This is a genomic window from Rheinheimera faecalis, assembly GCF_021290965.1.
Taxonomy (GTDB): Bacteria; Pseudomonadota; Gammaproteobacteria; order Enterobacterales; family Alteromonadaceae; genus Pararheinheimera; species Pararheinheimera faecalis.
Genome location: NZ_JAJOYT010000003.1, coordinates 198,821 through 215,932 on the forward strand (window position 1 = coordinate 198,821; position 17,112 = coordinate 215,932).

The 17,112-nt window shown below is 46.7% G+C and carries 14 protein-coding genes and 1 tRNA gene; 5 read left to right on the forward strand and 10 right to left on the reverse strand.

Features of this window, described 5'->3' with window-relative positions; all coding sequences use genetic code 11:
* Positions 1–107: 107 nt before the first annotated feature.
* The 6 genes from LSG34_RS07235 to rpsU form a co-directional block, all read right to left on the reverse strand.
* Positions 108–287, reverse strand: coding sequence for a hypothetical protein (locus LSG34_RS07235; RefSeq protein ID WP_233008157.1), 180 nt, complete (start codon positions 285–287; stop codon positions 108–110).
* Between the two features lie 899 nt (positions 288–1,186).
* Positions 1,187–1,263: transfer RNA gene (locus LSG34_RS07240), tRNA-Ile, on the reverse strand.
* A 171-nt stretch (positions 1,264–1,434) separates the two neighbouring features.
* Positions 1,435–3,285, reverse strand: a complete 1,851-nt coding sequence (gene rpoD / locus LSG34_RS07245) for an RNA polymerase sigma factor RpoD (protein WP_233008158.1) — start codon at positions 3,283–3,285, stop codon at positions 1,435–1,437.
* Positions 3,286–3,388: 103 nt separating this feature from the next.
* Positions 3,389–5,113 (reverse strand): DNA primase, encoded by a 1,725-nt coding sequence (gene dnaG / locus LSG34_RS07250; protein WP_233008159.1) that lies wholly within the window; start codon positions 5,111–5,113, stop codon positions 3,389–3,391.
* Positions 5,114–5,189: 76 nt separating this feature from the next.
* The gene (locus tag LSG34_RS07255) at positions 5,190–5,633 is read right to left on the reverse strand and encodes a GatB/YqeY domain-containing protein (protein WP_233008160.1); all 444 of its coding nucleotides are present in this window, start codon (positions 5,631–5,633) and stop codon (positions 5,190–5,192) included.
* Between the two features lie 16 nt (positions 5,634–5,649).
* The gene (rpsU, locus tag LSG34_RS07260; protein WP_008899776.1) at positions 5,650–5,865 is read right to left on the reverse strand and encodes a 30S ribosomal protein S21; all 216 of its coding nucleotides are present in this window, start codon (positions 5,863–5,865) and stop codon (positions 5,650–5,652) included.
* A 169-nt stretch (positions 5,866–6,034) separates the two neighbouring features.
* On the opposite strand from rpsU, the gene tsaD reads away from it, so the two are divergent.
* Positions 6,035–7,048 carry a tRNA (adenosine(37)-N6)-threonylcarbamoyltransferase complex transferase subunit TsaD gene (tsaD, locus tag LSG34_RS07265; RefSeq protein ID WP_233008161.1) on the forward strand — a complete coding sequence of 338 codons (1,014 nt, stop codon included), beginning with the start codon at positions 6,035–6,037 and terminating at the stop codon, positions 7,046–7,048.
* Here tsaD and plsY read toward each other — a convergent pair whose 3' ends face one another.
* Positions 7,049–7,672, reverse strand: a complete 624-nt coding sequence (gene plsY / locus LSG34_RS07270) for a glycerol-3-phosphate 1-O-acyltransferase PlsY (RefSeq protein ID WP_233008162.1) — start codon at positions 7,670–7,672, stop codon at positions 7,049–7,051.
* A gap of 137 nt (positions 7,673–7,809) precedes the next feature.
* On the opposite strand from plsY, the gene folB reads away from it, so the two are divergent.
* Both folB and folK read left to right on the forward strand, forming a co-directional pair.
* Positions 7,810–8,163: a dihydroneopterin aldolase gene (folB, locus tag LSG34_RS07275; RefSeq protein WP_233008163.1), complete on the forward strand. Its 354-nt coding sequence runs from the start codon at positions 7,810–7,812 to the stop codon at positions 8,161–8,163.
* On the forward strand, positions 8,163–8,672 hold the full coding sequence (gene folK / locus LSG34_RS07280; protein WP_233008164.1) for a 2-amino-4-hydroxy-6-hydroxymethyldihydropteridine diphosphokinase: 510 nt from the start codon (positions 8,163–8,165) through the stop codon (positions 8,670–8,672). The genes folB and folK overlap by 1 nt, the downstream gene beginning before the upstream one ends.
* On the opposite strand, the gene LSG34_RS07285 is transcribed toward folK, so the two are convergent.
* Positions 8,635–9,879: a multifunctional CCA addition/repair protein gene (locus tag LSG34_RS07285; protein WP_233008165.1), complete on the reverse strand. Its 1,245-nt coding sequence runs from the start codon at positions 9,877–9,879 to the stop codon at positions 8,635–8,637. The two genes, folK and LSG34_RS07285, sit on opposite strands and share 38 nt — an antisense overlap.
* A gap of 203 nt (positions 9,880–10,082) precedes the next feature.
* Between LSG34_RS07285 and LSG34_RS07290 the strand changes: the two genes are divergently transcribed.
* Positions 10,083–10,991, forward strand: coding sequence for an ExeA family protein (locus LSG34_RS07290; protein WP_269822821.1), 909 nt, complete (start codon positions 10,083–10,085; stop codon positions 10,989–10,991).
* 9 nt (positions 10,992–11,000) lie between these two features.
* Complete coding sequence (locus LSG34_RS07295; RefSeq protein ID WP_233008166.1) at positions 11,001–11,819, forward strand: general secretion pathway protein GspB; 819 nt, start codon at positions 11,001–11,003, stop codon at positions 11,817–11,819.
* 8 nt (positions 11,820–11,827) lie between these two features.
* Here the strand turns inward: LSG34_RS07295 and LSG34_RS07300 are convergent, their stop codons facing one another.
* A complete protein-coding gene (locus LSG34_RS07300) occupies positions 11,828–13,042 on the reverse strand; it encodes an HD-GYP domain-containing protein (protein WP_233008167.1) in 1,215 nt (404 codons plus the stop codon).
* Positions 13,043–13,178: 136 nt separating this feature from the next.
* Positions 13,179–16,952, reverse strand: coding sequence for a bifunctional proline dehydrogenase/L-glutamate gamma-semialdehyde dehydrogenase PutA (putA, locus tag LSG34_RS07305; RefSeq protein ID WP_233008168.1), 3,774 nt, complete (start codon positions 16,950–16,952; stop codon positions 13,179–13,181).
* Positions 16,953–17,112: the final 160 nt, after the last annotated feature.

Genomic DNA, 17,112 nt, shown 5'->3' on the forward strand with positions numbered 1-17,112 from the left:
GAATCGGCGTAGCTAATTCCCCACTAGCATCAGTCCTGTACTCACCTATAGAACTCAAGGTTCTCAGATAAATCAGGCTTTGTTCCTTCTTTTTAACTGGGTGCAAATCACAGTTCAGCTTCAGTTTTGCTGACAGGTTCAAGTTTGTATTCGCGGTTGGTGTTATACAGAAGGTCTATCTGAGTCGTTTGCGCGTCAAGTTCGATACCTACACGTGCAAGTTCTACAAAAAGTGAATAGTGCTCTGCCAGAAAACCAAAATTGCGATTATTAACGTTTAACTCCATTCTCTGGAAACTCCATTTCAACCGGTAACTGCTCACTACTACCTTCTAGAGAAATAAGCGATTTAAGTGTTGCTGTAGTTAGTTTGTGAACTAACAGTATTTAACAGTACATCTTGCTTAGGTGCAATGAATTGTTGAAATCCGAATGATAAGCAGATAAAACAATACAGCGCTGCGGGAGCAAGTGTTTTGGTCGCCTAGTGTGGGCTATTTATTTCTGTTTTCAGAACTGACTCGCCTATATCTTTTAGTTCAGTATCCACTAGCACATTAAACTGATCTACTAGTGCACATGCCCTGCGCGATATTTATGTGCAGGAGCGTATGCGCGAGTTACAGTTATAATACGGCATTTCGCACTGGAAACTGTATTGCAGGAAATGGGATATTTTAGACCGGAGGTTATCGAGACATATTTACGTTTAATAGCTAACAACCTAAACAAAACTATTAAGCGGGCAATTTAGCGTTCTTTGTCATCCCAGAAAGTCAGAAATTTATTTTACAGTACCCTCTGTTTCCAAAAAGAAGGGTCTACTATGAAAAAAGTAATATCAGTGCTAGGTCGTTATATTACCGACAAAGTTGGGCAATCTCTCTTTTGACAGATGCTAGCTCATGTCGCAAGTCTACTAAGGTTAGCTCGTTATACCATGATGATATATTTAAGCGTTCCTGCAATAGGCTATTGTAAGAGTTTAATTGCTCCTGCTTTGAATGGAGAAGCTACAGCATTCGTTATCCTTGGCATCATTAGGGGATCCATGTGGATTGTGCGCGCGAACATCAATGTTATTAGCGAATTAGCTGAGATATTGGATAGTTACTTGAAAAAGATGAAGATATTGGTAGCACAGACTTAAAGTGAATCAAAAGAAGTAACGTAAGTGCTTGATAAATGGTGGCCCCACCTGGACTTGAACCAGGGACCTGCCGATTATGAGTCGGATGCTCTAACCAACTGAGCTATAGGGCCATTTGAGAAGCGTCTTTAGGTTTTGCAATCGCAACCCTTAAGAGCGCAGGCAGTATAAGAAGTTTTTCCGCCGTTGTCACCGCTTGATAACACAGAGTTTGTATCGATTGCTTACTTTTTATCCGCTTCAATAAAAAAGGCACCCGAAGGTGCCTTTTTATGCAGATAAATCTACTCGTCGAGGAAGCTTTTTAATACTTCTGAACGGGAAGGGTGGCGCAGTTTACGCAGCGCTTTGGCTTCGATTTGACGGATACGTTCCCGTGTTACGTCAAACTGTTTACCCACTTCTTCCAACGTATGGTCGGTATTCATATCGATACCAAAACGCATACGCAGTACTTTTGCTTCACGGGCTGTTAAACCGGCCAATACTTCGTTGGTGGCGGCTTTTAAGCTTTCCATGGTCGCTGAATCCAGCGGCGATTCTGAAGTGCTGTCTTCGATAAAATCGCCCAGATGCGAATCTTCATCATCACCTATAGGTGTTTCCATGGAGATTGGCTCTTTCGCAATTTTCAGCACTTTACGGATCTTGTCTTCCGGCATGCCCATACGTTCGGACAATTCTTCCGGAGACGGCTCACGACCCATTTCCTGCAACATCTGACGCGAAATACGGTTCAGTTTGTTGATGGTTTCGATCATATGCACAGGGATCCGGATAGTACGGGCCTGGTCAGCGATAGAACGGGTAATGGCCTGACGGATCCACCATGTAGCATAAGTTGAAAACTTATAACCACGACGGTATTCGAACTTGTCGACAGCCTTCATCAAGCCGATGTTACCTTCCTGAATTAAATCAAGGAATTGTAAACCACGGTTGGTGTATTTTTTCGCGATAGAAATAACCAGACGTAAGTTCGCCTCAACCATTTCTTTTTTCGCACGACGGGCCTTAGCTTCACCAATCGACATGCGACGGTTGATATCTTTAATTTTAAAGATCGAAAGGCCAGTCTCTTCTTCAATTTTTTTCAGCTTCTCAACGCTGCGGAACAAATCGTCACGCATCTCACCCAGCTTGGCTGAATAAGGTTTGCCTGCAGCAATTTCGGCGTCGATCCATGCCGTTGAGTTTTCGTTGCCGCTGAAAGACTTCATAAAGTTTTTCTTTGGCATTTTTGCGTACTCAACGCAGTTCTTCATCACAATACGTTCCTGGACGCGTACGCGGTCCATCATTTCACGCATGTTTTTGACCAGACGGTCGAACTGTTTTGGTACTAAACGGAAGCAACGGAAAACTTCGCTGAGTTTTTCAATTTCTTCTTTGGTGGTCTGGTGTTCACGGCCGTTTTTGACGATAGAGGCACGGGTTACTTCGTACTGAGTACGCAGTTCACCAAACTTCTCGCGCGCCATTTCCGGATCCGGGCCAGTGTCAGCCTCTTCGTCCGAGTCTTCTGACTCTTCGTCATCGCCTGTGATATCAGCGTCTTCATCGGCCAGTTCTTCTTCTGGCACGTCAGAACCGATATGAGTGGCCGTTGGGGCCATATCATCCACTTCGTTTGGATCGATAAAAGCGGTGACAATGTCACTTAAGCGAATTTCTTCGGCTTCGAATTTATCCCACTGTTCTAACAGGTAGGTGATGGCTTCAGGGTATTCAGCCACAGAGGTCTGAACCTGATTGATACCATCTTCAATCCGTTTGGCGATGTCGATTTCGCCTTCACGGGTTAACAGCTCTACAGTGCCCATTTCGCGCATATACATGCGGACCGGATCTGTAGTGCGACCTAACTCTTTATCCACACTGACTAAAGCCTGAGCGGCTTCTTCTGCGGCGTCTTCATCCGGCGCAGCGTCAGACATGATCAGGTCATCGGCATCTGGTGCTGTTTCAAACACCTGAATACCCATGTCATTGATCATACGGATAATGTCTTCGATCTGATCGGAGTCAATAATATCTTGTGGAAGATGATCATTAACTTCAGCAAAGGTCAAATAACCTTGCTCTTTACCCTTTAAGATCAGGAGTTTTAGTTGCGACTGAGGATTATGCTCCATAGAGGCTGTTCTTCCACCCAAATAGTTAGTTCAAAAATGCGAATTAGCGATTATAACAAAGCGCGGCTTTTCTAGCCACCGCGCAATGACGGCTTACTCACGGTTATTTGCTTTTAAAAGCTTTTAACAGCAACACAAATTCGTGTTTTTCCGCCGTGGTCAGTTGCTGCAAAGTATCTTTGCGCTGCAATTCTTCCAGACGTTGACCCAGATACTGATCTTCTATAGAGCGGAAGGTATCCAGAAATTCTTTGGTTAACTGCTCTTCGGCAACCTGATGGTCCCATAAAGCCAGCTTCACTAATATGTTGTATTCAGGCATATCGCGCCAATGTTCCAGCAATTGTGCTGTGGTCAGTTCAGGCTGAGCTAATAAAGTCTGCTGTACTGTCAGCAATAACTGAATACCAGGTAAATTCGCTTCTGCCAGTTCAGGAGCCAGTGGCATCACTTTGGCAAGGGCAGGGTATTGCAGTAATAACGCAATAGCCCGGCGCATCGGCGTAATTTTAGTGGTTACAGCAGCTTTGCTCTGCACTTTAGTCTGGCTTCTGGCTGCAGTGTTTTGCTGCGACGATTTACCGACCAGCGATCCCAGGGTTTCAAACAAGGCATCGCGATAAAATTCACTTGGAATTTGTTTAATCAGCTCATTGCCTTTAACCCATAAGGCGGATTTTCCGGCATCGCTGTTTAAATCTAACTCTTTGGCCAGATGGTCAAATAAATACTGACCTAAAGGCATGGCCTGTTCCAGACGGTTTAAAAAGGTATCTTTGCCTTCTTTTTGCACCAGCGAATCCGGGTCTTCGCCGTCCGGTAAAAATACAAAATTCAGTTCCACGCCATCTTTTAAATGCGGTAAAGCACTTTGTAAGGCGCGCCATGCGGCGTCGCGGCCTGCTCTGTCGCCGTCGTAACAGCAAGTCACAGTGCTGGTCAGGCGGAATAACGTATGCATGTGATCTGGGGTCGTGGCGGTGCCTAAACAAGCCACAGCAAAAGATATTCCTTGCTCGGCAAGCCCCACCACGTCCATATAACCTTCAACAATCAGCACACGATTCAGCCGATCCTGGCTTTGTCTGGCTTCGTATAAACCATAAAGTTCACGGCCTTTATGGAAAAGTCGGGTCTCAGGTGAGTTTAGATACTTTGGCGTACCTTCACCTATCACCCTGCCGCCAAAACCTATCACTCTGCCGCGTTTATCCCGGATCGGAAACATCAGCCGGTCACGGAAAAAATCGTATTCACGGCCCTGATCATTGCGGCTGATCAGTTTAATTTCAAACAGCTGATCACGAGCTGAACGTGAAGCGCCTAATTGCTTTAACACAAAATCCCAGCTGTCAGGTGCGTAGCCTATGCCGTATTTTGTTGCTGTGGCTTCTGAAATACCACGTTTCTGCAAATAAGTGGCAGCATGAACCTGTTGCTTCAGCTGTTGCTGATACAAATGTGCCGCTTTTTGCATCTGGCTGTAATCGTCGGCCTGAGCCTGCGGATACTGCTTACCACTGCCTTGTTCGCGTGGTATCTCTAAATGATGCTGTTTCGCCAGTTCTTCAATGGCTTCTACAAATTCAAGCTGTTCGTACGCCATCATAAAACTGATGGCATTGCCGTGAGCGCCACAACCAAAGCAATGATAAAACTGTTTGTCGCTACTTACGGTAAAAGAAGGGGATTTTTCGTTATGGAAAGGGCAACAAGCCTGGTAATTCTTACCGGCCTTTTTTAACGGAACTCTGTGATCGATCAGTTCCACTATATCGGTACGAGCTAATAAGTCGTCGATAAAGTGTCTGGGGATTTGTCCTGCCACCTTTTTCCTTTTTACTTGTATTCAGAAAAAGACAAGCCGTGCTAAGGGCACGGCGTGCAGTAGTTCAGCTAGAAGCTTAACTCAAACGAGCTTTAATAACCTGACTTAAAACGGCCATATCAGTACGGCCTTGAACCTGTGGTTTTAAGTGGGCCATGACTTTCGCCATGTCCTGCATTCCAGAGGCTGCAACAGCAGTAATAGCTTGTTGCACTAAATCATCCAGCTCAGCCTGAGATAAGGCTTGTGGCAAAAACTGTTCTACGATTACGATTTCTGCTAATTCAATATCAGCTAAATCTTGCCGACCTGCTGCACTGTACTGACTGGCAGATTCTTTCCGCTGTTTTACCATTTTGGTCAACACAGGAAGAATATTGGTGTCATCAGGCACCAGCTGCGAGTCAATTTGACGTTGTTTGATTTCAGCTAAAGCTAAACGAATAGTGCCGAGACGCAATTTGTCTTTGGCACGCATTGCGTCTTTTTGGGCTTCTTGCAGCTGTTCTAACAATGCCATAGGTCAGGCAATAATCTTAGTAAAGCTTGATGCGACGAGCGTTTTCGCGAGAAAGCTTTTTCATGTGACGCTTAACAGCGGCAGCTTTCTTACGCTTACGAACCCAAGTTGGCTTCTCGAAAAACTCTTTAGAGCGTACATCAGCTAATACGCCAGCTTTTTCACAAGAGCGCTTGAAACGACGTAAAGCTACGTCAAATGGTTCGTTTTCTTTTACTTTAACAACAGGCATTAAATTCTCACCTCGGTCAACTCTGGTTAGTGTCTAACCAATACGATTAAAAATGGTGCGGCATTTTACTCAAAAGCCAGCCCCAATGTAAAGCAATAAGTGTTGTACTGGTGATGATGCTCGGATCCCAGTACAATTCGCCGCGTAGCATATAGGTAAGGGGAGAAAAATGCGAGTACTTGGCATAGAAACATCGTGTGATGAAACCGGCATCGCTGTGTACGACGAAGAGCGGGGTCTGCTAAGTCATGTGTTATACAGCCAGATCCCTTTGCATGCCGATTATGGTGGTGTAGTGCCTGAACTGGCCTCACGTGACCATATCCGTAAAACATTACCTTTAATTCAACAAGCTTTAAAAGAAGCAGGTTGTGAGGCGTCCGACATAGACGGTGTGGCTTATACAGCAGGCCCGGGTTTAGCCGGAGCTTTGTTAGTGGGTGCTTCAATAGGCCGCAGTTTAGCTTTTGCCTGGGGCAAACCAGCACTTGCAGTGCATCATATGGAAGGCCATTTACTGGCACCTATGCTGGAAGAAAACCCACCGGAGTTTCCTTTTATCGCCTTGTTAGTCTCTGGCGGTCACACCCAGTTAGTTCGGGTAGATGGCATAGGTCATTATCAGTTATTGGGCGAATCTGTCGATGATGCTGCAGGCGAAGCTTTTGATAAAACAGCTAAATTGATGGGGCTGGAGTATCCGGGTGGACCTTTGCTTGCCAAGTTAGCGACCCAGGGTCAGGCCGATAAATATGCGTTTCCTCGTCCAATGACAGACAGACCAGGTTTGAATTTCAGTTTCAGTGGTTTAAAAACTGCCGCTGCTAATGTGATTGCAGCTGAAGGCAAAAGCCCTGAAGTACAGGCAGATATCGCAGCGTCATTCCAGCAGGCTGTAGTGGATACACTGGTTTTAAAGTGTCGTCGTGCGTTAAAAGAGCAGCGCTTAAAACGTTTAGTGGTGGCAGGTGGTGTCAGTGCCAATACATCGTTACGTGAACAGCTGGAAGTTTTACTGAAAAGCTTAAAAGGCGAAGTCTATTACCCACGTAAAGAATTCTGCACCGACAATGGCGCTATGATTGCTTTTGCTGGCTTCCAGCGCTTAAGAGCAGGGCAGCATCAAGATTTAACCATAGGCGTAACGCCACGTTGGCCTATGGAGCAGTTGCCAGCACTTTAATTATTCTTGTTCGGGATCTTGAGGTTTGGTTTTGCGGTTTTTATGCCAAACCTTAGTTTCCTGACCATTCCAGAGCCTGATGATATTGTCTTTGTGACGGATAATAATCAAAAGGCTTAGCATAGACACTGGAATGGTATACAGAGGTTTGATAAACCAGGTGAAAATGGGCGCAAGGCCTACAGTGACAATAGCGGCCAATGACGAGTAGCCGGTAGCCCCTATCAGCATCATCCAGGTAGAAATCAATAAACCCGCTAAATCAAGCCCTATAGGCATCATACTGCCAAAAGCTGTAGCAACTGCTTTACCGCCTTTAAAGCCAAAAAAGATGGGGAATATATGACCTAAGCAGGCGCAGACTGCAATCATACCCAGATAAAAGGCTTCTATGCCTAAAAAATAAGAACCCCAAACCGGAATAGTGCCTTTGAGCACATCAAATACCAGCACCATAGAGGCTGGAACAGCGCCGCCTAAACGCAATACGTTGGTTGCGCCCGGATTACCTGAACCATGAGTGCGCGGATCGGGCAGCCTGAATATGCGGCTGACCAGAATGGCAGACGAGATTGAGCCGCTTAAATAAGCTAACAGCATCAAAATCGCTATAGTGACGGTCATGGATTAAGGTTCCTCAGTCCGGCAAAGTGCGCTAAAATCGCGTCCTGTTTAATAAGGTGTTCAGAGTATAGGCTTTTTTAATTTTTGCCTATCCGACCAGCCTACCTGAAACAAGTCTTTAACAAAAGCGGAAATCTATGACGGATATAGTTTTTATCAAGCAATTCAAGGTTCAGACGGTAATAGGTGTGTATGAGTGGGAAAAAGCCATACAGCAGACGCTGGAGTTTGATTTAGAACTGTCGACCGATATCCGCCAGGCCGCCGCGACTGACGATTTGCAATATACGCTGGATTACAGCGCTGTTTGTACTGCTATTGCAGAACTATGCCAGCAACCTCATGAATTAATTGAAACTGTGGCTGAAAAAGTAGCAGCTATGGTGTTGGAAAAATTCCCGACTAAAGCGGTAAAAGTGACTATTGCTAAGCCTGCTGCTGTGCCAGCTGCTGCCAGTGTCGGTGTATCTATATCCCGCGGGAATTGGTAATGGCGCTGATTTATATCAGTATTGGCAGCAACATAGAGCGTGATTTGCATATCAGCGCTGCTTATCTTGAGCTGTCTGCATTATTCGGTGACATTCGCTGCTCTGCTGTGTATGAAAGTGAAGCTGTGGGTTTTGATGGTGATGCGTTTTATAATCTGGTGGCTGAAGCCAACACCCATTTATCTGTGGCTGACTGTGTCGCGGCTTTTAAGGCGATAGAACAGAAATATGGCCGGCCTGCCAAATCGCCTAAGTTTTGCGGCAAACGGCTGGATCTGGATTTGCTGACGTACGATCAACTCGTGTGCAAAGAACCTGTTGAATTACCGCGGGACGAAATTACTAAAAACGCCTTTGTATTGTTGCCTTTGTCCGAACTGGCACCAGAGCAAATCCATCCGCTGACAGGTCAAAACTATCAGCAGATGTGGCAAAACTACCAAGTGCCACAGAAGCTGTGGCAAGTGGCATTTAACTGGCCGGATGCTGCTCCTGCCACTGCTGTTTAGCTGCGCTAATAGCCTCAAGCCGTGCCTTGGCAACTTCCAGTTTAATAGCCTCACCTTTTAAACCCAAAGCGACAATAGTCTTCACATCGATAGCACGAGCTGCATTGGCGAGCTGACGTAAATAGTCAGCTTGTGGGTAATCAGCCTGTTCAAAGCCGGTACGACCACGTAAATCGGCTATGGCACAGAGCAGCAATAAATCCAGACGTTCGGGTTTACGCCACAGATCTATGCTATCAAATAACTTTTGTACTGTGGCAGGGCGAAGCTCAAAAGCTTTGTGCAGCAACTGATGATATTCACAGGCCAATAACGCCAAATCACGACAGTCGTTGGGTACTCTAATGCGGCTACAAAGCTCCTGTACTAAAGGCAAGCCACTATGCTCATGACCATGATGTTTTGGCCATAAAGCCGGGTCTGTAATACCTTTACCCACATCATGACAAAGCGCGGCAAAACGCACATCTAATCGGTCAGACAATAAAGCCGCTTGTTTCAGCACGAGCATGCAGTGGATGCCGGTATCTATTTCCGGATGCCACTGCGGCGGGTTGGGTACTCCCCACAGCTGATCCAGTTCGGGCATCAATACTTTTAACGCGCCACAGCTATGCAGCAACTCAAAATAAGCTTGTGGGTCTTGTTCTGTTAAAGCGCGGGCCGTTTCCTGCCAGACCCGCTCAGCGGTTAAATGCTGCAGCTCTCCACTGTGGCTCAGTTCTGTCATTAACTGCAGAGTTTCAGCAGCAACAGTAAAACCTTTATGGAAATAACGGGCATAAAAACGGGCAACTCTTAATACCCGCAGTGGGTCTTCACTAAAAGCAGGGGAGACATGACGCAGAATTTTTGCGTTGATATCAGCCACACCGCCATAAGGGTCGTGCAGCTGGCCTGCATCATCTTTGGCTATCGCATTGATGGTTAGGTCACGACGCTGCAAATCCTGCTCTAAGGTGACGTCTTGTGCAAAATAACAGGCAAAACCTGTGTAGCCCTGGCCTTGTTTACGTTCTGTGCGGGCTAAAGCGTATTCCTGTTTGGTTTTGGGATGCAAAAACACCGGGAAATCTTTGCCCACAGCCTGATAACCCAACCCCAGTAATTGTTCAGGTGTAGCACCAACCACCAGCCAGTCCTGGTCCAAAGCCGGGTAGCCCAACAGCTCGTCGCGAACAGCTCCGCCCACAAGATAAATTTTCAATGCTTTCACACCCCTGATTTTTTTGCCATTATATACCCGTCGTTCTTAAAGCTGCAGCTTTGTTGCCTGCGTTCTCTCGCCCCAATCACATAGGAAAACTATGCTCATGGGGTCTCGTTCGCTTGTCGCCTCCCTGCAACTTCAATTACTTAGGGTAAAATTTTTGCTTGGCGTTGTCGCCAAAACTCAGCAGCGGGAACCTTATGTATACCGGATTTTTCGGTTTAACCAGTCAGCCTTTTTCCATAGCGCCTAACCCTGACTTTCTATTTTTAAGTCCTCGCCACGCCGAAGCTCTGGCGCATTTGCGTTATGGTTTAGGTGAGGCTGGTGGTTTTGTGTTGTTAACGGGGGAAGTCGGTACTGGCAAAACCACAGTGTCGCGCTGTTTATTGCAGGAACTGACCGATCAAACTGAAGTGGCTTTTATCTTAAATCCCACTTTAAACGAACTGGAATTGCTGGCTGCTATTTGTGATCAGCTAAAAATCCGCTACAAAAAATCCGACGCCAGCTTAAAAATGCTGACCGACAAAATTACCAACCGTCTGATGAAAAACCATCAGGCCGGTAAAAATACCATTTTAATTATCGATGAAGCCCAGCATTTACAGCCCGCCGTGCTCGAACAACTGCGTTTGTTAACCAACTTAGAAACTAATACTAAAAAACTGCTGCAGGTGATTTTAATAGGTCAGCCTGAATTGCAGCAGCTGTTACAGCGTCAGGATTTACGTCAGCTGGCGCAGCGGATCACGGCGCGTTATCACTTAATGCCTTTGACCGAGCAGGAAGTGCAGCAGTACATCAGTTATCGTTTACAAGTTGCTGGTTGTAGCCGTCCTGTGTTTACAGCTTCTGCGGTAAAAAAATTATTTCAATTATCAGGTGGTATTCCACGCCTGCTCAATTTAATCTGCGACCGCGCTTTGTTAGGGGGTTATAGTCAGCAAAAGGCGTTAATTGACGCAGGTCTGGTCAATCAGGCGGCTTCAGAAGTGCTGGCGATAAAACCTCAACCGGAAAAAGCGGCCTGGCCTGTGTGGTTATGGCCGGTGTTAACGCTGGTGGCGTTAGGTGTTGGTGCAGGGCTGTCTGCATTTATTTGGTAGGAACCCGTCATGTCGTTATTAATGGATGCGTTAAAGCAACAACAGCAAGTGCCGGTGGCCGCAGTAAAAGCTGCATCAGGCCATGGCTGGCGTATTGCTGCTTTAACTTTATTAGTGGTTTTAGGTTTACTGCTGGGCTTTTTTATTGGCCAGTATCAATTCGATCAAAAACAGCCTGTCGCTGAAGTGGTGGTTGCTCCTGTTGTTCAGGCTGCACCTGCTATTGCCAATGCGGCTGATATCGCGATGGAACTGCAACTGGCGGCCGATTTATTAAAACCAACAGAGCCTGTGCAACTGGAAGCAGTGCCGGAAGAAGATCCGCAATTGGTTGTATCGGCCAAACGCGGTGAGAAAGTATTAGGGCGCTCGACCGATGAAGACTTTGTTGATTTTGAACAAATGCAGGAAGCGGACACAGAAGAAGAATTAACCCCGGTTGACGAATTATTACCAGCAGCAGAGCTGGAAGAATCCGATGTATCAGCTGAACTTCGTGGTAAATTTGAGTCTGCTTTGGCGGCCGCCGAAAGTCCGGAGCGACGCAAACAAGAAATTAATTACCACGATGTCCCGGCCCAGGATATTAATCAGCTGGATGATTTATTACAGCGCCAGTTACCTTCGTTACGCTTTGAAGCTCATGTCTACGCAACGGATGCCAAACAACGTTGGATCAAAGTAAATGGCAAAGACTTGCAACAAGGCCAGTGGGTGACCGCTGATATTCAGGTCAAAGAAATATTGCCGCAGTATGTGGTGCTGCAGTTTAATCAGGTACAGTTTAGTGTCGAAGCCTTAGCTGACTGGAGTTATCAACGCCGTTAAAGGCGTTGTTACTCCAGCACTGATTGACGGAAAAAACGAATAATATCAATGCCAAAATCTTCAGGCATCACAGCGCCTTCAATCTCCAGATCCACTTTATTACTCGCCAGATCAACAATAGAAATTTCGATATAACGTCTGAACTTGCAGTTGTAAAACACTTTGATCACAGGACGCAGCGGATCTTGTTCGTTGGTTTTAATCACTATGCCCAGTTTGTCATTGCTTAGCCGGACCAGCGTGCCAACAGGGTGAATACCTATAGCTTTAATAAACTGCGCCAACAGCACAGGGTCAAAACTTTGAGGGGATTCGCGTTTTAATATTTTCAGCGCCGAAATACCGGTCTGGCCTTCTTTGTAACAGCGTTGTGCAGTAATGGCATCGTACGTGTCGACTATAGAAATCATCCGGCCATAAACAGAGATTTGCTGCTCAGCCAAACCATGAGGATAACCTTTGCCATCCAGCCGCTCGTGATGCACGGCCGCCACATCAATACTGATGGGGCTTAAGCCTGGTATTTTCTGTAAAATTTCATGGCTATACACCACATGGCGGCGCATCTCACCAAATTCTTCAGCCGTCAGTTTGCCGGGTTTATTCAGTATGCTGTCCGGTACCAGAATTTTGCCTATGTCGTGCAACAAGGCGCCTGTGGCCAGTTGCTGGATCAGCTCTTCGTCAAATTTCATTTGTTTGGCAAAAATGGTCATTAGAATAGACACATTGACCGAGTGTTCCAGCAGGTACGCATCTTTTTCGCGGATGCGGCTGATGCAGAGTAGGGCATCCTGATTACGAAATACCGAGTCGATAAAGCCCGTAGCGCAGTCCTGAAACTGTTGCAGGTTCAACTCACGGCCCGCCTGAATATCGGCAAAAGCTTTTTTCTGCAGGCCTTTGGCTTGTTGGTATAAGGTGTTGGCCTGGCCTAACTCTTGTTCGAAACTGACTTTTTCGCGTATTCTTCCTGTTGACGCTACAGGCATAGGTTCTGATGATGCGGCTGCTTCCACTTTGGGTTGCTCCAAAGTTTTACTTAAATCCACCACCAGTTCCAGCACGCCTTTTTTCTTCAGTTGCTCTATCACAGCCTCAGTTCTGGCCCAGCCCTGGGTTTTAATTTCGACATTGCCTTTTTGCTTATGCACAGACACCACGTACATGCCTGGCTGCAATTCGGTAATTCTAAGAACTTTAAGCTGAGCTGGTGCTGTCATAGGCTGACTCTGGAATTGCCGAACTTCGGAAATTCGTTAATATGTGTAAATATGAAAAAAATGATACATCGTTTTCAGGCAAAAAAAAAGCCCGCAACAAGGCGGGCCTGACATTTAATTAGCTTTTGCTGAAGTTTTAACCCAGGTTGTCTGTCATCGTCATTAACGAGGCATTACCACCTGCAGCTGTTGTATTGATAGTAACGGTTTTTTCTGTCACTAAACGATGCAATAACTGATGATCCGCAGGGCTGGTGACTAAAGCACTGATAGCGCCATCACGGGCCGCCATCCACTGCGCAGATAAAGCTTTCAGCGGGTTAGTGCCTTCAATCACAGCTGTTGCAAGGGCAGGATGAGCTAACAGCGCTTTTAAGGCTGGCAGCTTCACCCAATGGAACAAGTTCGCTGGTAAACCAGCCTGCAGTAACAACTTACGGCAGGTATCCATTTCTGCATGCTGAGCTTCGCCTGCAGTACTGACCACTGCATTACCTGATACCAGAGCCGTGATTAACGCCAGCATCCAGTGTTGGAAGCTGCTGTGTTCGCTGCGAATAAGCGCCACTACACCTTTGGCTTCCAGATGCAACTGGTTGGACTCACCTGTAGGTCCTGGCAGAGTCATAGGCTGAGCCAGCTCTTTTTCGATAAACTGCAGCTGTTCACGGGCTGCGGTGATCACGTCGTTTAAGTCGTGTTCTTGCTCTGATACCAGCTTGTTACCAGCCAGCTGAGCGATAAAACGACGTAACACAGAGCCGCGATTTGTCACGTTTTGGTTCAGCCACGGCACCTGAGCCACAGCTATTTGCTGCAGTTGAGTATTCAACTGAGCATCAAAACCGCTGGCCGCTTCCAACTGTTGTTGTACAGCAGCATCCAAAGCAGGGGCCTGTAATTCATGTTCTTTTACCAGACGGCTTAAGTAGAACGGGCCACCGGCTTTAGGGCCAGTACCAGATAAACCACGGCCACCAAATGGCTGAACACCCACCACAGCACCGATCATATTGCGGTTCACATAGATGTTACCTGCTTTGATTTCGCTGGCGACTTTCATAGTGGTTTGTGCAATACGGCTATGGATACCCATAGTCAGGCCATAACCTGTAGCGTTAATTTGCTGAATGACTTTATCCAGCTCTTCCGCTTTAAAGCGGATGATATGCACTACTGGGCCAAAGACTTCACGTTCCAGCAGATTCAGGCTGCTGATTTCATATAAACGTGGTGCGAAGAAGTAGTGATCGCCTGCAGATGGTGCATCACAGACATAATGCAAGGTGGCTTTGCCTTCCAGATACTGCACATGCTGGTTTAAACGCTCTAAAGCTTTGGTATCAATAACAGGACCTAAGTCAGTGCTTAACCAGGCCGGGTCGCCAACATGCAGCTCTTTCATAGCGCCTTTGATCATCGTGATGATCTTATCGGCGACATCTTCCTGCAGGAACAGCACACGAAGGGCAGAACAACGTTGACCAGCGCTTTGGAAACCAGAAGAGATCACATCGTCAACCACTTGCTCAGGCAGAGCGGTAGAGTCAACAATCATACAGTTCTGACCACCGGTTTCGGCAATTAGAGGCACTGGCTCGCCACCACGTTCGGCCAGTTTACGGGCAATCCAGGCACCTGTTTCAGTAGAACCTGTAAACATCACGGCCTGAATACGGGTATCCGGCACTATGACTTCGCCAACCTGACGACCTGGTGCTATCACCAGTTGAACTACATTGTCCGGGAAACCAGCAGCTTTCATCAGCTCCAGAGTACGCACAGCAATTAAGCTGGTTTGTTCGGCAGGCTTAGCTACTACTGTATTACCAGCCACTAAAGCTGCGCTGACCTGACCTAAGAAAATAGCTAATGGGAAGTTCCACGGGCTGATACAAAGCACTACACCACGGGCTTGAGATGCTTGCAGGTTCTTGCTGGCTTCAGCAGCGTAATAACGACAGAAATCAACAGCTTCGCGTACTTCGGCCATGCTGTCGCCCACTGTTTTACCCGCTTCTTTAATACATAAAGCCAGTAATTCGTCGCGGTGTAACTCCAGCTGATCAGCTAGTTTATTTAAAAGTAGAGCGCGTTCAGTCACAGCAGTCGCAGACCAGGCCGGGAATGCGGCTTCAGCGTTGGTTACCGTCTGTTCCATCTGAGCACTGTTGCTGTGATGATGGAAACCTATCACTTCTTTGGTGTTGGCCGGGTTAGTCACAGCAAAAGCACCTGCTGGTACTTCAATCTGGCTGACAGAAGCGAGCCATGTGTCCATAGCTGCACGCATAGCTGTGACCTGATCGATATCGGTAAAGTCCTGACCTTTAGAGTTCAGGCGAGCCGCACCGTACAGCTGATCTGGTAACGGAATAGAGTTATTACGTTTTTTGCTCCAGGCGCGCACAGTTTCCACCGGATCTTTTAATAAAGATTCAACCGGAATATTTTCATCAACAATGTTGTTCACAAAAGAGCTGTTAGCGCCGTTTTCTAATAAACGACGGACTAAATAGGCCAGTAAGTCTGAGTGTTCACCGACAGGGGCATAAATACGGCAAGGTACTTTGTCATCAGCCACAATTTGATCGTACAGCGCATCACCCATACCGTGTAAACGCTGGAACTCATAACCAGTGCGATCCGGTGCCATTTCTAAGATAGTGGCGACGGTATAAGCGTTGTGAGTGGCAAACATAGGGTAAATACTGTCGCGGTATTCCAGCATCTTTTTGGCACAAGCCTGATAAGACACATCGGTCGACGGCTTGCGGCTGAACACCGGGAAGTCGCTTAAACCTTCGGTCTGGCTGACTTTTACTTCAGTATCCCAGTATGCGCCTTTCACCAGACGCACCATCATTTTACGGCCAACTTTGACCGTCAGCTCACGCAGCCATTCAATCACAAACAAACCACGTTTGGAGTAGGCCTGAACTGCTAAACCAAAACCTTCCCAGCCGTTTAATTCAGGATCGGAGAATACAGCTTCGATAATATCCAACGACAAATCTAAACGGTCAGCTTCTTCAGCATCCACAGTAAAGCTGATGTCATAAGCTTTAGCAGCAATCGCCAGTTGTTTTAAGCGGGGTACTAATTCGCTGATCACGCGGTCGCGATGGGTAAATTCGTAGCGTGGGTGAATGGCCGATAATTTCACTGAAATGCCAGGGCTTTTTAATGGGCCACGTTTTTTCGCTGCAGTGCCTATGACTTTAATGGCCATCATGTAGCTGTCGAAATAACGGTTGGCGTCGTCCATAGTGCGGGCGCCTTCACCCAGCATATCGTAGGAGTAAGTAAAACCTTTGCTTTCCAGCTCTACTGCACGTTCTACCGCTTTTTCAATGCTGGTGCCCATGACAAACTGGGTGCCCATAATTTGCATCGCATAACGCACGGCCTGACGGATCACTGGCTCGCCCATACGGCCACAGGTACGTTTTAATAAACCAAACTGAGCTTTTTTCTGATCATCGCTGTAATTCACCAGCTTGCCGGTCAGCAATAAACCCCAGGCCGAGATATTCACAAATAAGGATTCGCTATTGCCTAAATGCGAGCTCCAATCCCCGTTGGATAACTTGTCGCGAATTAGCAGGTCGGCCGTATGTTTGTCTGGCACACGTAATAAGGCTTCGGCTAAACACATCAGCACTAAACCTTCTTCGGTCGACAACGAAAACTCGTTCAGCAGGGCGTCTACACCACCTTTACCGACCTGAGCTTCACGGATATTCACTACCAACTGACGGGCTTTTTCCCAGGCACGGCTGCGCGCCGCAGGGCCAATATCAGCAATAGGCAATAAGTTGTTGAGTACCTGATCTTCATCAGCGCGGTAATGATCGCGCATGGTTTGACGAATAGCGTGACTGGTGGTCAGTTGGCCTTGGAATAACATAGGGTTTTAATCCAGTGAATTGAAAAAAATTATGCTGCATTTTAGTGAAAGCGCAGCCCTATTTGGTGGTTTCTTTTTCAAACTAACCTTATATAATTCGGTTTATAAATCATAAAACCCGAAAAAATACTGCCATGACTCAAAGCGCCAAAGGCCGGTT

Excerpts from the sequence above, each read along its gene's own strand:
- LSG34_RS07235 (WP_233008157.1), bottom strand. The coding sequence starts at position 287 with ATGGAGTTAAACGTTAATAATCGCAATTTTGGTTTTCTGGCAGAGCAC.
- rpoD (WP_233008158.1), bottom strand. The coding sequence starts at position 3,285 with ATGGAGCATAATCCTCAGTCGCAACTAAAACTCCTGATCTTAAAGGGT.
- LSG34_RS07255 (WP_233008160.1), bottom strand. The coding sequence starts at position 5,633 with ATGGCATTGTTAGAACAGCTGCAAGAAGCCCAAAAAGACGCAATGCGT.
- rpsU (WP_008899776.1), bottom strand. The coding sequence starts at position 5,865 with ATGCCTGTTGTTAAAGTAAAAGAAAACGAACCATTTGACGTAGCTTTA.
- tsaD (WP_233008161.1), top strand. The coding sequence starts at position 6,035 with ATGCGAGTACTTGGCATAGAAACATCGTGTGATGAAACCGGCATCGCT.
- plsY (WP_233008162.1), bottom strand. The coding sequence starts at position 7,672 with ATGACCGTCACTATAGCGATTTTGATGCTGTTAGCTTATTTAAGCGGC.
- folB (WP_233008163.1), top strand. The coding sequence starts at position 7,810 with ATGACGGATATAGTTTTTATCAAGCAATTCAAGGTTCAGACGGTAATA.
- folK (WP_233008164.1), top strand. The coding sequence starts at position 8,163 with ATGGCGCTGATTTATATCAGTATTGGCAGCAACATAGAGCGTGATTTG.
- LSG34_RS07290 (WP_269822821.1), top strand. The coding sequence starts at position 10,083 with ATGTATACCGGATTTTTCGGTTTAACCAGTCAGCCTTTTTCCATAGCG.
- LSG34_RS07295 (WP_233008166.1), top strand. The coding sequence starts at position 11,001 with ATGTCGTTATTAATGGATGCGTTAAAGCAACAACAGCAAGTGCCGGTG.
- LSG34_RS07300 (WP_233008167.1), bottom strand. The coding sequence starts at position 13,042 with ATGACAGCACCAGCTCAGCTTAAAGTTCTTAGAATTACCGAATTGCAG.
- putA (WP_233008168.1), bottom strand. The coding sequence starts at position 16,952 with ATGTTATTCCAAGGCCAACTGACCACCAGTCACGCTATTCGTCAAACC.